13 protein-coding genes are annotated in these 13,341 nt (G+C 58.5%); 3 read left to right on the plus strand and 10 right to left on the minus strand.

Annotated features, from left to right (window positions below; genetic code table 11):
• Positions 1 to 9 precede the first annotated feature (9 nt).
• Both M0R89_RS15450 and M0R89_RS15455 read right to left on the minus strand, forming a co-directional pair.
• Positions 10 to 366 carry a DUF8165 family protein gene (locus M0R89_RS15450; RefSeq protein WP_248649972.1) on the minus strand — a complete coding sequence of 119 codons (357 nt, stop codon included), beginning with the start codon at positions 364 to 366 and terminating at the stop codon, positions 10 to 12.
• Positions 367 to 588: 222 nt separating this feature from the next.
• On the minus strand, positions 589 to 909 hold the full coding sequence (locus M0R89_RS15455) for an antibiotic biosynthesis monooxygenase family protein (RefSeq protein WP_248649973.1): 321 nt from the start codon (positions 907 to 909) through the stop codon (positions 589 to 591).
• A 208-nt stretch (positions 910 to 1,117) separates the two neighbouring features.
• On the opposite strand from M0R89_RS15455, the gene M0R89_RS15460 reads away from it, so the two are divergent.
• Complete coding sequence (locus M0R89_RS15460) at positions 1,118 to 2,302, plus strand: trans-sulfuration enzyme family protein (protein WP_248649974.1); 1,185 nt, start codon at positions 1,118 to 1,120, stop codon at positions 2,300 to 2,302.
• Positions 2,303 to 2,492: 190 nt separating this feature from the next.
• Entirely contained in the window at positions 2,493 to 3,314 is an 822-nt protein-coding gene (locus M0R89_RS15465) for a CBS domain-containing protein (protein ID WP_248649975.1), read from the plus strand.
• 160 nt (positions 3,315 to 3,474) lie between these two features.
• On the opposite strand, the gene M0R89_RS15470 is transcribed toward M0R89_RS15465, so the two are convergent.
• Together M0R89_RS15470 and M0R89_RS15475 are read right to left on the minus strand one after the other, a co-directional pair.
• Entirely contained in the window at positions 3,475 to 4,593 is a 1,119-nt protein-coding gene (locus tag M0R89_RS15470) for an FAD-dependent oxidoreductase (protein WP_248649976.1), read from the minus strand.
• The gene (locus M0R89_RS15475; RefSeq protein WP_248649977.1) at positions 4,590 to 5,939 is read right to left on the minus strand and encodes a PD-(D/E)XK nuclease family protein; all 1,350 of its coding nucleotides are present in this window, start codon (positions 5,937 to 5,939) and stop codon (positions 4,590 to 4,592) included. Before M0R89_RS15475 ends, M0R89_RS15470 begins: the two co-directional genes overlap by 4 nt.
• Before the next feature lie 563 nt (positions 5,940 to 6,502).
• Here M0R89_RS15475 and M0R89_RS15480 point away from each other — a divergent pair.
• Positions 6,503 to 7,444 (plus strand): hypothetical protein, encoded by a 942-nt coding sequence (locus tag M0R89_RS15480; protein ID WP_248649978.1) that lies wholly within the window; start codon positions 6,503 to 6,505, stop codon positions 7,442 to 7,444.
• A 113-nt stretch (positions 7,445 to 7,557) separates the two neighbouring features.
• On the opposite strand, the gene M0R89_RS15485 is transcribed toward M0R89_RS15480, so the two are convergent.
• The 6 genes from M0R89_RS15485 to M0R89_RS23635 all read right to left on the minus strand — a co-directional run bounded on the left by M0R89_RS15485 (position 7,558) and on the right by M0R89_RS23635 (position 12,811).
• A complete protein-coding gene (locus tag M0R89_RS15485) occupies positions 7,558 to 8,613 on the minus strand; it encodes an HNH endonuclease (protein WP_248649979.1) in 1,056 nt (351 codons plus the stop codon).
• Positions 8,614 to 8,798: 185 nt separating this feature from the next.
• Positions 8,799 to 9,461: a ribonuclease H-like domain-containing protein gene (locus M0R89_RS15490; RefSeq protein ID WP_248649980.1), complete on the minus strand. Its 663-nt coding sequence runs from the start codon at positions 9,459 to 9,461 to the stop codon at positions 8,799 to 8,801.
• The gene (locus tag M0R89_RS15495) at positions 9,461 to 10,432 is read right to left on the minus strand and encodes a hypothetical protein (protein WP_248649981.1); all 972 of its coding nucleotides are present in this window, start codon (positions 10,430 to 10,432) and stop codon (positions 9,461 to 9,463) included. The genes M0R89_RS15490 and M0R89_RS15495 overlap by 1 nt, the downstream gene beginning before the upstream one ends.
• Entirely contained in the window at positions 10,429 to 11,196 is a 768-nt protein-coding gene (locus M0R89_RS15500) for a DUF8168 family protein (RefSeq protein ID WP_368408880.1), read from the minus strand. The genes M0R89_RS15495 and M0R89_RS15500 overlap by 4 nt, the downstream gene beginning before the upstream one ends.
• Before the next feature lie 128 nt (positions 11,197 to 11,324).
• A complete protein-coding gene (locus M0R89_RS15505; protein WP_248649983.1) occupies positions 11,325 to 12,293 on the minus strand; it encodes a hypothetical protein in 969 nt (322 codons plus the stop codon).
• Positions 12,290 to 12,811, minus strand: coding sequence for a DUF8112 family protein (locus M0R89_RS23635; RefSeq protein WP_497007279.1), 522 nt, complete (start codon positions 12,809 to 12,811; stop codon positions 12,290 to 12,292). The genes M0R89_RS15505 and M0R89_RS23635 overlap by 4 nt, the downstream gene beginning before the upstream one ends.
• Positions 12,812 to 13,341: the final 530 nt, after the last annotated feature.

Here is a 13,341-nt window from a genome sequence, read left to right on the forward strand (position 1 = left end):
TACTGGCAGTTAGGCGTCCGTGAATTCGGTGAGCGAGTGGTTCGAGCTGTTACTGTTCCACTTTCCGATTTGGATGAATTCGAACGTATCGAGGGGAGTCTCAAGCGCGGCGTCGATCTGTGTCTGAACCCCGGTGGGGAGACTGTCGACAGGGATCGCGGTGAGTGCGTGCTGGGTGAGGAAGTAGCTGGTTGCGAGGCTCGTCGGGGCGACGACGATGACGCTTGATCCATCGACATCGTCGAGCGCGAGTTGGGCATCTCGGTACTGGAGCACTGTCGTGTCAAGCTCGTCGACAGGGAAGAGACAGACAGCATCCCCGTAGTCGATACTGGGTCCTGCCGATTTGAAATGCCCTTTGAGCATAATTATTCTCATATCTATTCCCACCACTCATTAATTTTGCGGTGGATAGATACCGCAATCCGTTTTGTTAAAAATCCCATGAGTGGTGGCTTCTGGGAGTAGTACTTAATACATCGAATATTACGCAGCAACACGTAGTTCAACCGGGCTAATGAATGATCGATACAGGATGTCTTCATAACTCCGCTTGGGAACTTCACTAATCAGATCGGTTGATGATTCCTATGCGAGTGGGTTCGCATCGTCACCGAATCCAGTCCCGTATGTCTCAACGACTTCTGTAACAGTAACCTCATACGCATCGTACCACTCCGTCCACCGCTGTTTCGCGCGTTTGTGGTCTGCATCTACTCCAAACGACTCAATCGCGTCCAACGACTCCCAGTAGTAGACGACAAGAACCTCCTCACTATTCGGTGCATGCCACGTCTGTTTGCCCAGATATCCCTCCGTGTCCTCGGCAGCCGCTTGTATCGCGTCATTCAACTCGTAAAACTCCGCATCATACTCTCCAGGAGCGAGGCGGAACGTTACCAAATACATCGTGATAGTCCCTCGTCCATACGAACAAAATGCTTCCCCTCGGAGCATCAAACGGATAGCAACCAACGCCTTGCTCATCCACGCCCAAGTCGGGGTTGGGATTCCTGCCACCTTCGCCGGGAACTCCACACCTATCCTCCGCCACTGAGAACAGGCCTACAAACACTCCGCCAAATCGGGTCCGAGTGAGTCTTGTGGTGAGTATCCGATGACACGACACAATAACCGATCCGACAATGACCGATTCGCAACCATCGCAGTCGGTGCAGCTGAAACTGAAATACATCCGCACAGAGAGGGAACGAACGACGTCGTCCCGCCGATTCACCTTTCGACTACGTTCGAGTGGGCTAACGGAGAGGACGCCAACGAACACGACTATTCGCGCGAGAGCAATCCGACGCGGGCAGCCCTCGAAGAGCAGTTAGCCCGCCTCGAAGGTGGCGAGCATGCGTTGGCGTTCGCCTCCGGAATGGCCGCCACATCAACGACGATGCTAGCGCTGGTCCCTCCGGGCGGCCACGTCGTCTCCTCGGACACCATCTATAGCGGGACCGAAAAACTGCTCACGGAACACATGGCCGGGCATCTCGGTGTTGACATCGACTTCGTTGACGCTCGTGACCCCGGCAACGTTGCCGATGCAGTCAACGCAGACACTGACTTGATCTGGGCAGAAACCCCGTCGAACCCCTTGATCCGGTTATGCGATATCCAGACGATAGCCGACATCGCCGATGACCACGATGTCCTGTTCGGCGTGGACAGTACGTTTGCGAGTCCGTACTATCAAGCCCCACTCAACCTGGGTGCCGACATCGTCGTTCACAGCACCACTAAGTATCTCAACGGACACTCCGACTCGATTGGTGGTGCTGTCATCACCGACAACGATGGGGTTTTCGAGCGATTAGCGTTCGCGCAGCGGGTTGGACTCGGGAATATGCTTTCGCCGTTCGACTGCTACCTCGTTGCGCGAGGCATCAAGACGCTGCCCGCACGGATGGAACATCACGAGAGGAACGCGATGGCAGTTGCCCGGTTCCTCGAAGGCCATGATCGGATCGCTCGGGTCCACTATCCTGGTCTTGAAAGCCACCCGCAACACGACCTTGCGACCGAGCAGATGTCGGGGTACAGCGGGATGCTATCCTTCGAGTTCGATGGGACGCTCATCGAACTTGAAGCGTTTGTCGAGGGACTTGAGGTATTCACGCCGGGGGCCAGTCTCGGCGGGGTCGAAAGCCTTGTTGAGGTACCGTCACTCATGATCCCCGACGAGTTCAGTCGTAGTGAGGAGTCAGCGGAGATTCCCGAAACGTTAGTCCGGGTGTCCGTTGGCCTCGAAGATGCCGATGACCTCTGCGAGGACCTCCGGACGGCGCTACCGTGAACTCCCCCTTTGCCTCATTCCCTATTCTTTGACCTGATGAGCGCGGAAACGCACGCTGTGCTGCTGAATACAACCTCCGCTTCTCACACACAGTACGGTCAACTATTGAGAACTTCAACAGGGTCTTCGATCTGTTATTTATGTGAGTTGAATCCCCAGTTTGACTATCCCTGCCTTCCCAGCTGACGTTATGCCTCGTGATCTCTATGACTGTACTGCGGCCGAACTCGCCACGTACTCCGTCGAACACCTCGACCACGGCACGCCACCTGGCGACGCCGCCGCGTGGCTTGATGAGAACGGGTACGATGCTGCCCCGGTCTACGCTGACGACGACCCAATCGGGTTCATCCACACGGACGATGTCACGACTGACGACGACGGCGACACTCTCGACGACCATCTCACCCCGCTCACCATCGACTACATGATCAGCGGCGACACCTCGTTCACAGACGTCCTCTCCGCACTCATTGAGAAACCCGTTTATTTCCTCGGCGGGCACAATCACGTCACCGGTATCCTCACTCGCGCCGATCTCAACACCGCCCCAGCGCGCATCTACTTGTTCGACCGGATCACGTACCTCGAAGAACATCTCCGCGAACTCATCCTCGAAAATGCACCGAACTGGAAGCAAACCTCCGTCACGAGGGACGAACTCGACGATATCGAAGACCGGTACGAAGACGCACAAGCCGCCAACGTCGCCCTAGAGGAGATCCACTACGCACAATTCTCGACGCTCAAAACTATCGTCAAAAGCGTCGAACCCTGCTGGGAGGCCTGCGGCTTCTCGACGAAAGGAGAAGCCGACTCTCGACTCCACGAAATCAAAGAACTCCGCAACGACGTCGCCCACGCCAACCTCCTCGTCGAAAACACCGACAGCAACGACTTCCTCAGTAGCGGTCGCACCACAGAAAATCTCCACAACGCCCTCGAAACTATCGAGCAAGTCCTCATACATCTCCAAAACGCAGGGTACGACCCAGGGTCGTCAGAGACATAAGCGCCAGGGTACGCTTCGATCTTGACCCTCTCTTGAACTACCGTGTCTGGTAGCATCGCTACTTCTCAGTACTAGAGTCGAAATCTGGATCTTCGTAGCAAGTGGTTTGCTGCACCTCCTGAACTCTGCAGCGCCGCCTGTGATCTCCTGTTCTACGCGGTTATTCCGTTGCTTGTCGCTTGATGAACATGTCGAATAGCGGCGTCTGTTTGACCACCCCGTTGCGCAGTCGCCGAAGATATTTCGATTCGAGGAATGTAACCGTGGCCTCGACGCGTGCCATGCGTTTCACGCGTGCTGCGTCGGGTCGACGCCGGGACTCGAACCTGGTAAGTGCCTTGGACAGATGGTCGGAGCGGGACGTGGCGAGTTCCTGTGCGAGAACACGCGCGTCTTGGAGTGCGAGCGACGCGCCCATCCCTGAAATTGGATGCACTGCATGGGCGGCATCACCGAGTAACGCAATTCGGTCAGTATGCCAGGTGTCACAGGTCACGTCGCGGACGCGGTCAAAGAAGGGCTCGTCGTCGGTCCCGTCAAGAAGAGCGGGTAGCTGCCAGCCGATTGTTTCGGCTTGCGCCCGCAGTTCCTCACGCCCCGGTGGGTTTGGAGGACTGTCGAGTCGTGCAGCGAGATTGAATCCGACGCGGTCACCGACACGAGCGACGAATCCCTCACTTCCGGGGCCCCAGACACTGACCATATCCTGCCCGACGTCCACATCCTGTTGGGCCCATAGCGACCACACGTAGGTATCGTATTCCCGTTTCGACCAGTCATCGAAGCACTGACTGCGAACGACGGAATGGATACCGTCAGCACCGATTACGAGGTCAAATACTTCAGTCGTCCCGTCATCAAAGGTGACGGTCACACCGTCGGCGTGCTCGTTGATGTGCTCAGGAGATGTTCCCATTCGAATCCAGTCTGACGGGACGTTTTCTCGTAGTGCCGCGTGGAGGTCAGCACGGTGGATGACCAGTAGGAGTGTCTGTTCGGGGGAAAGAGATGTGCGTGTGAGAACCTCACCGCCGCTCGCGCGAATCTCAAATCCATTAGGATCGGCTGCTCGCTTATGGGCGGCATCGAGGAGTCCGAGTTCGTCGAGGACGGCGAGTCCGTCTTCCCAAAGCCCAATCCCGTACCCAGAACCTCGCCACTCGGTTGCTTGTTCGATGATCGTCGGCTCATACTCCTGGCGTTGAAGGTACCCTGCCAAGCTTAGCCCGGCAAGACCCCCGCCGACAATCAGTACGTCAGTCTTCGAGTGGTGGGTCATACTGACACGTCGTCCGTTATCGTCGTCTCGTAGAGCCGGTCAATCGTCTCGATCAGTTCGGGGTTCGAGAGAACGCCCTCCTTGACGGCCCGGGAGAGTGCGTCGAGATACGCTTCGAAGAAATCATCGTGACGGTCAACGTCGATCTCGTACTCTGCTCGGAGAACGTTTGATTTGTTCCCCGTGATTGTGAGTTTCGTCCCGTTGATGGCGTCGCTAATCTCGGACTGTGTATTCGAGAACCGGTCGGCGAACCCGTTGTAGAAGTCCTCGTGCCCAGACGGAGCGTTCCTGACGTAGACGACGAGCGTGTGATCCCGGACAGCGTCTTCTCGATTACGCTCAAGTCGATGCAGGAAACCAACCCGCGCATTCGGTTTAATCGCATCCGAAACTGGACGGTCCTCATCGACCTTCCGCCACCACTCTCGCGGGAACAGCCACGCCCAATCAGACGTCCCTTGTCGGAACGTCCACTGTCGCCGCTCACCGGTCGCCATCTCCAGCTCTACTGCCGCGTACTCATCAGGCACGTCCGGATCATCGAGAAGCTCAGCCGCATCCAGCGTTTGCGCCAGCCGTGTCCCCCAGATCTCCTCGAATTCCGACCACTCCTCCTCGAACGCCGCCTCCAAGTCCGAGATTACACCGTAGTTCTCAACGTACAGTTCCACCATTTCGTGCTGATTCTCCTGATACTCGGTCATCGTGAGTTCACTCCGAATCGTGTCGACAAAGTCTTTCAACTGCGCTGTGGTCCGCGCCGGGTACTCGTCGTAGCTTTCCACCAAGAATGACTGTAGCTCTGCAGCCAGCCACTCCCACGAGACATGCACAAATTCCTCAGCGTCCGGTGACGACGCAGATTCCGGGGCCAAGAAAACGTAGTGCTGGCCATCAACTGGTACCTCGGACTTGTCAAGCCCGATTCCATCGAACGAATCCACACCGACGTACCGTGGTGTCTGGTCGTCGCCTTCTGACGCATGGACTTTCAATTCCCAGCAGATGAACCACTCGTCGGACGCCCACAACACGACATCGGGAATCCCGTCCGACGTCGCCACCTCCTGTGCGATCTGGATATCGTCAATGTCGAACCGCGAAAACTCGTACTCCAAGTCATCTCGATCAGACAACGCCGCCAACACGTGTTCTAACAACGCATGGTTCAGCCCGTGCGGCGCGTCCGGCGTCAAGAAATGAACGAGGAACTGCTGCCAGTCACGCTCCTGCGTACTCCGGCCAAGCACCTGCAGCGTTGTCGGCGGCGGCTCCTCCGCCTCCGGAAGCGCAGCGAGCCGCTGCCGGACCGCCGCTAATTCCGCCTCAATACTTCGAGTCATACCGCTACAATCACACACGGTGAAAATCAAAGTGACGCCACCCTCACTGCGTAGAGCAACCCACCAAGAGACCAGGACTACAGGGCAAATGCCGACCGTACGTGAGCGAAGGTGTCATCTCAGGGTAGACGAGGACAGTATTCGATTGGCTCCACTCTCCCGGTTTTGCAACAATCATCGCGGACACCAAGCGCCTCTCGTGGAATCGGAAGTCAGATCTCTTACTCCCGTTGTACCCCTCGCTCTCAGGCATTGACGAAGTCTGCCCAAACGTCCGCGATGGAATTTTCGTAACCGCGTCACCGCGAGCAGCTCGTTAGCCAAGACACGCCCTTAGATAGACTGTTAGGACTGATAAACGGCTATAAGGGATTATTTTGAGGGCGAGGGTTTATAACTAACTGCGAGATAAACGGTTTGCCGTTCCAACACGACGGGAGCGCAGAACAACGTGACGCACCCATCGACCAAACCCGGGCCTACCCCTGCGAAGATGGGAGCAGAGCCCACGGTATGATCGAAATAGTCGCTCGAACGGCACACCGAACCCGAGAAAAAGAAACATGACGCACGATACGGACTCAGAACAGACCGTCCGAGCACAGCTCAACGAAATAGCAGACCATTGTGAGACTCACGACGAGTACCCAGAGGACGTCTCCAAGACCGACGTGCAGGAACTCGGCCAAACCCTGCACGACCAACTCGCAGACCGCATCGAAACGTACGTCGCTGAGACGAACTTCACGCGCCGCGAAGCCGAAGTCTGGGCACTCTACAAGTACGTTGACGAGTACAACAACTTCGTGACCTACGACGGAGCAACGCTCCTCCTCTCCACACCCGGCACGGGATTCAGCGAGACGACCGAAGCGGACGAGGGAGCGGCGGTGAGCCAGTCGGTCACAAGCGAGGACGCCGAGCAGTTGTTCAGAGCTGCAGAGGAGAAGGTCGAAGACGCACGGCAGACCGTCGGCGCAGTCACTTTCCCCGACCGAGATGAAGTCCTCACCAGCCCAAACCTGGTGTGGCTCAATCATCACACGGTGCAACGCTTACGCAGCCAACAACAGTCCGGCGAAACCACCCTCGACGACGTCGCCACACGCATCCTGGATGAAACAGAAACGCAGCGCTCGCTCGAAGAGTTCGTCCACGGATACCTGGGCACCCGCGGCGAGGACAACGTAACTCAACTCGCCGTTGAGCGGGAGAGCTTCAAAACGGGTGCTCTTCAAATCACCTCGCACACGCTCACCCAAGAAGAACTGCCAGACATCGTCACGGAAACCGACGCCATCATCCACCACGGCCACCGGTACGACCTCCACTTCCACGAAGACCCATTCGGACCGCGGGACCTCAATCGACTCACGCTGTATGCCGGAAACAACATCATCGGGATGGACGCAGTCTCGCTGAAGGAAGGGCTCGCCGCCGCAAACGAGCACATGAAGGACCTGCTCGAAAGCGACGAACCACTCGCCAGTCGAACCGTAGAGTAAACACGACGTCGACGCCTCACCAACGCTCATTTTTCACGGAGAGACCCATCTATCGCATCTCCAATGGACTACTGCCGCAACCGATACTGACTCATCCGCGTCCAACTCGTCAGTCAGAGCGCCGAATTCGCCTCTTGTAACGAATCGATTGCTTGCTGCAGATGCGTCCGCAGCTCATCACTGAGGTCATCGTCATCTGCTGATCGGTCGTTCCGTCGGTCACCATCACGCGCTGCCTGTCCATCCGTGTTCGACTCGCGCGTCCCCCAGGTTTCAGTCCGCCCTAACGCTGCATCCTCTTGCTCGGCGACATCATCGAGCCGTTGCTGCTGGTCCGACTCGCTCTTCGTGGCCTGCGTGTTCCGTTCCCGTCTGGACTCATCAGTCGGGCGTCCACCCCGCCCGAACGCATCCAACGGGAAATCATAGGCGTACGCTCTCTTCACCTTGTTGAACGTTGTGCGGCGGGAGATACCCAGCACCTCAGTAACGTCACTTCGGTCACACCCGCGTTCCAGCGCTTGCCGGACTTGTTCATCTTCCATGCGCTGCAACAGCAACTGCCGGTCGTCTGGGATGTGCCCGCGAGCAGAGTTCTCAATCTGATCGACGAGCCCCCACTCGCCGGTCTCGACATCCTTATCCACGATCTGCCGATCACGCGACTCGACACGGTTGTCAAGTCCCATGAGCACCCAGAGTCGCTCCCGGACCGCAGACACCGACAGGTCCGCGGTCATCCCGGACGCGATATCCCCAGTCCGGCTTGGCCCGTGTGCCGCGAGGAACTGCAGCACCTCAACGTCCTGCGGGAGCAACACGCTGCGATCCGCGTCCGTAATCGTCACCGGCGAGTCACCCGGCGTCGCCTGCTGATGTAGCCAACTGTGACACGGCCGGCACAGCAACGTCAAGTTCTCCATATCGTGCTCGCCCATCTCGTCCGGGTTACGTTCGATGTGGTGGACATGCAGCGTCGCCAACCCGCCTTTTTCGGGACCACGCCGCCCGCACGATTGACATCGATGCTTGTACTCCTCCAAGACATCCTGACGCGTGTCCGGGTCAACCGTCTCGTGACACTCACAGTGCCCCGGCCGATCAGCCCCGCTACTACCCGTTCGTTCGCCGCTCGATTCACCATGCCGTCGTGGTTCAGTCTCTGCCATGCTTCGTCCTCGCGTTGATCGGTCACTCGTCGACGCTCCGAGTGCTGAGTGATGTATCGCTTCAAACCGCAGGTACTCAGACGGCTCTCCATTGAATCAAGATCGGCAGTCACCCCGGATCCCACGGGGCACTGTAGCTCCTCTGCCGACCTACAGATCCCGGGGATAGGTGAGTTCGAATCACGTCACACCTCTCTGGTCGGGGTAAGCGACTTCACTTTGAACTCCGATTTCGAGCAGTACCGCTCAGCGACACGGCCAAGCGCCCGCGTCCGCAACACGTCCGCGACATTATGCTGCACTAACTCTGCGAACCACCCGTTCTCAAACGCCGGAACGGCCGCGTCACTCCCATCAAACGGATCGAGGTCGCCGTACTCGCCATCACACAACAGGTCGTACACGCTGCCCAGATCGTGCTGGTCATCGCCGTTGACGGTCGTGTTGAACCGGTCAGTGACGAGCGGCATCACATCCGCGTACGGCACGTCCACGAACGGCCACTGCATGTCGAGCTGCGCATACCGCGTCCGGAGGAACGGCACGTCGAACCCGCCGTTCCACCGCTCACCATTGTACGCGACCAACAACACGTCCGAGCCGCTGAGTCGCTCCGCAACAAACTCCGTCACGGCCGCGAGCACACTTTCCTCGCACTCGTGTGTCGAGACGTCTACGTGCACCGGCACCTGCTCTTGCACTGTCGCCTGCAGCTCTCGCGCCGGACGATTCCCCGTCTGAACGAACACCTGCACACCCATCGACACCGCGAACCCGACCACCGTCACTTCGTCATCAACGCCGAACCCAGTCGTCTCAATATCGAACGCCACCTGCTCCAACACCACTACACCTCACCTCCAGCCCCGGCAGCCCTACGCTCCGAGACGCGATCCTCACTCGCCGGGCGGACACAGAACTCACCGAACCCGAACCGCGAATGCGTCCCAACACGCAACACACCATTCCGCGCCGTCTCGACCGGCTCATCACCAGCATACTGCACGACTTGCCCGTGATCCACCGTCGTCACTGCGTACGTCTCGTCACCGTCCACGAGCCGTGTCGCCCGGCGACGCAACCCGCCCTGTGACACGGGACTCAGTTCGTCCGTGTCGACACGCCACCACCACGGCACGTCCTGCGCATCGCCACTCGGATGCTCCGACTCCAACACGAACGGCGACACCAACTCAATCCGGCACGACTCGCCACTCGCCTGCGCTGCCTTCAGCCGCGAGAAGTCGAGTGCGTCCAGATCCACGATCTGCGTGTCAACGACTGAGACCTCGCCGAACCCGTAGTTCCGCGCACCACCGACCTGCAGGCCGTCAAGCACATCCTCATCAACCGGGACAACACTGCCGTCACCCTGCCTACTGTGGAGGTAGCAGTGCAGGTACCACGACACCGACCGCCGCCGATTCCGCTGCCCCGCTGGCCGCCCAAACCAGCACGTATCGTCGAACGCTACCCGACCACCGTGCAGTTGCAAGTCGTGGACGTTATGCGCGTCCCGCGGCCGCGAATCCAGCAACCACCGCTGCGCCGCATCACGAAACACGAACAAATCCTCGTACACCTCAACGTCCGGCAGCGACTGCCCGAGCTTCCCAGCATACCCATCCTGCGACGCCCCAGCCGGGTACTCACCGTACTCCCCCGGCACGAACACCCCATGACTTACGCGCAGCGACCGGCGCGTCTCCGCATCAACACGCCGTGCGACCGCATTGAACAACGCGTTCCCCGTCACGAAGTACGGATGCCCGAGGTACTGCCCGTCGAACTCAAACAGCACCTGCTGGATCCGCGTCACACCCCATCACCCCCAGGCCCAGCACCATCAAGCGGCGATGGGGCGAGCGCCGCACTGTATTCCTCAATGAACTGGAGCGCCACCGACCACGACCGAACCCGGCGCAACTGCGCGTCAAGCACACGCCACCGACGCTCCCCATCCACATCGAACGGGACCTCCGGCAGGCGCGCCCACACGTCCGCAAACAACCGCGCCGGCCCCGACCCGAGCCGCGCCGCCGGCCGATCACCCGGCTCACTCGTCACGTGCAGCGCGAACCCGCTCGTCGACACGACCGTCCGATGTGGTACCACCGCCGGGTCGCCGTCACTCGGCGTCACCGCGAGGAACAACTCATCGAACGACACCCCCGCCCGGTAATTATCCAGCAACGCCGCCACGAGCAACGTATGATACTTCAAAGACGTGTACGGGTAGTACGGCGACTCACTGAACAACGACGGCACCGTCGCATGCAACCACGCCGCATGCAACGCCGCCGGATCCTTGATGCGAACCACCTTGAACAGCGACCCGCCAATATCACTAACTGGCTCCACCGACGACGCAACCTGCCCAGTCAACAGCGAGACGCGAAACCACGACTCGTGCGCATCCACCGTCTGCTCCGGCTCCCCGCGCGGCCGACTCAACAACGCCGCATCCCGATCCGCACCAAACGGCACGGACTCGTTCACACGCACGCCACGGAACGTTTCCTCAGCATGCTCATGACCACGCATCCGCGCCTTGTGGACGTCATGGCGATACACCGCAACCATTGGATTCACACATGACCCGTCGTCCTCCGATTCACCGGCCGCTTGTTTCGAGTCAATCTTCGACACCGAGGGGCGAATCGACTCCGTCGGCGGCTGCAACGACTCCCCGGACGACTCGTTAGGATCCGTCACGCCGAACCACCTCCCGACACACCGTCCGGCATCGGCACATCACCATCACGCGCCGCCACGCGCGCCTGCAACGCCCGGACGAACTCCGGCCGGCATTCCGACCGCCACACTTCGTCCTTCTCCTCCATCGCCGACGTCGTCGCCTTCGCACGGTCGAACACGCGGCGCACCTCTCGGTCGCTGTACAGCGGATTGATCACCCACACATTAGCGATGCCTGCACCGAAATTCCGTGCGCCGCCGAGCTGGAACTCGAACTCATCACTATGCGCGTCAAGGAACGACACAGCTTCCAAGAGCAACCCCACGAACTCCGGCTTCAGTTCCCGGAGCGTCAACTTCCATGTCCCCTCGACGTTCCCGAGCACGTCACGATCCGCCTGCCGAAGCGGCTCGCCACCGTCCTCCTCGTTCCGCGACCGAACTTGATTCGACACCTGCCGGTAGTGCGCTTCCGCCTCACCCTTCAAGACATCCACATTCCGCCGGATCGGCGAGAACGACACCGGACGACGCAGCAACTTCCCCGGCTGATCGCCGAACCCACCGAACAAGTCATAGACAACACACCCATCACCGTGCTCATTGAGGCACGCTCCCTTCTCGTGGTACCCCGACTCTAAATCGCGCTCGTACGTCTCCGCCCGCATATAATCCGCATCCGGCTCACCCGGATGACACGCCGTCGCCCCAGCAACCTGGACAACTTGCTCACACCCATGACGCAGCCACCCGCTCAGAGTGAACGGCGAAATCTGTCCCTCAATCTGATTCATCGGATCATCCGCCTCATACCGATCCGCCGACGCATGATGCCGATCCGTAACGATACCATCACCAGGCGACAGCAGATCGATTTCGAGCCCGACGTACACATTTGGCAACAACATCTCCTCCACCGACCGCGGTACGTCCAGCTCGACATCGAGATGCGAATCTCTGAGTATTGAACCGCTCAACGTCATCGCTGATCACTCCAGAACAACCTGCGAACCTCGTCGACGTCAGGCCGGTCCGCTCGCCGTCGTGCCTCGCCAAAGGACATCTTTTCCGACGGTTCACGATTTTCGAAACTAGTCGTAGCGTTCACAGCCGTACCGCCATCCGGAATCCTCCGCACCGACTTCGTCGCCGCCGCACTCACCAACAAAACCTCCGGATCCAACAACACTGGCCACGACGACTGCGTCGCCCCGTCTGAACACCAGCCAACATGACCCGACACAACAAGTTCACGCACACCCAGCGTGAACTCCTTCGGCAACTCGTGCCTCCCGTCACCACAAATCACGTGTCCAACCTGAAACATCACCTCACTAGCCGGCCGAAACACGTACACAACGACAGACTCACCTTCACGAAGAAAGGAACCGCACACTTGACACGTCGCGGCCCCTTCCCCGAGCGAAATTTGTTTTAATTGGGATATATCTTCAGTTAGTCTATCAGCAGCTTCTTCATCCTCTGCGGTTAATTCTTTCATGGGTTCTTTGGCGTTGGTGCTGAGAACCCGCCTCGGCGGCCCTACCCGCCGGGATTTCTCCGGGACACGGGTTCTCACTTAGTTCTCGAATTCCCACTGACTTAGTAGTTTGCATATTTGCATATGTTTGCCCATTCGCAAAGTTTGTGTATTTGCAAATGGTGGGTATATTTGCAATGGGCGGCGGAAGCAAGGGCAAGATGGCGCGGACCCGAGCATTACTGACAAAGACTGACAGAAAGCAAATCTCGAATACAGAGGAGGCCGATGAAAATAAGCGGTATCAAGCGATTTCACGTGTTAGGAGCCGTATCCAAGATGAACTTCCTAAAGACGTAGAAGTACTACGGGAACACCATCCAGAACTCTATGAAGAACTACAGGATGTAGTCTGCCAGAGAGACTCTAAATGACAGTGTGAGGAAACACTTTAGCCGTACAACCCAACAACTTCCATGACTGCGTCCGTCAAAGGGACATTCCAAGACATTGAAAACATCGCTCGCCATTAATGCCCGGAACTGGCTCAG

This window comes from Halorussus limi (genome assembly GCF_023238205.1).
In the GTDB taxonomy this organism is placed as follows: domain Archaea; phylum Halobacteriota; class Halobacteria; order Halobacteriales; family Haladaptataceae; genus Halorussus; species Halorussus limi.

What these genes read in the sequence shown, in the direction of transcription:
- M0R89_RS23635 (WP_497007279.1), bottom strand. Translation starts at nt 12,811, where the DNA reads ATGAAAGAATTAACCGCAGAGGATGAAGAAGCTGCTGATAGACTAACT.
- M0R89_RS15450 (WP_248649972.1), bottom strand. Translation starts at nt 366, where the DNA reads ATGCTCAAAGGGCATTTCAAATCGGCAGGACCCAGTATCGACTACGGG.
- M0R89_RS15480 (WP_248649978.1), top strand. Translation starts at nt 6,503, where the DNA reads ATGACGCACGATACGGACTCAGAACAGACCGTCCGAGCACAGCTCAAC.
- M0R89_RS15500 (WP_368408880.1), bottom strand. Translation starts at nt 11,196, where the DNA reads ATGGTTGCGGTGTATCGCCATGACGTCCACAAGGCGCGGATGCGTGGT.
- M0R89_RS15470 (WP_248649976.1), bottom strand. Translation starts at nt 4,593, where the DNA reads ATGACCCACCACTCGAAGACTGACGTACTGATTGTCGGCGGGGGTCTT.
- M0R89_RS15475 (WP_248649977.1), bottom strand. Translation starts at nt 5,939, where the DNA reads ATGACTCGAAGTATTGAGGCGGAATTAGCGGCGGTCCGGCAGCGGCTC.
- M0R89_RS15485 (WP_248649979.1), bottom strand. Translation starts at nt 8,613, where the DNA reads ATGGCAGAGACTGAACCACGACGGCATGGTGAATCGAGCGGCGAACGA.
- M0R89_RS15460 (WP_248649974.1), top strand. Translation starts at nt 1,118, where the DNA reads ATGACACGACACAATAACCGATCCGACAATGACCGATTCGCAACCATC.
- M0R89_RS15505 (WP_248649983.1), bottom strand. Translation starts at nt 12,293, where the DNA reads ATGACGTTGAGCGGTTCAATACTCAGAGATTCGCATCTCGATGTCGAG.
- M0R89_RS15465 (WP_248649975.1), top strand. Translation starts at nt 2,493, where the DNA reads ATGCCTCGTGATCTCTATGACTGTACTGCGGCCGAACTCGCCACGTAC.
- M0R89_RS15455 (WP_248649973.1), bottom strand. Translation starts at nt 909, where the DNA reads ATGTATTTGGTAACGTTCCGCCTCGCTCCTGGAGAGTATGATGCGGAG.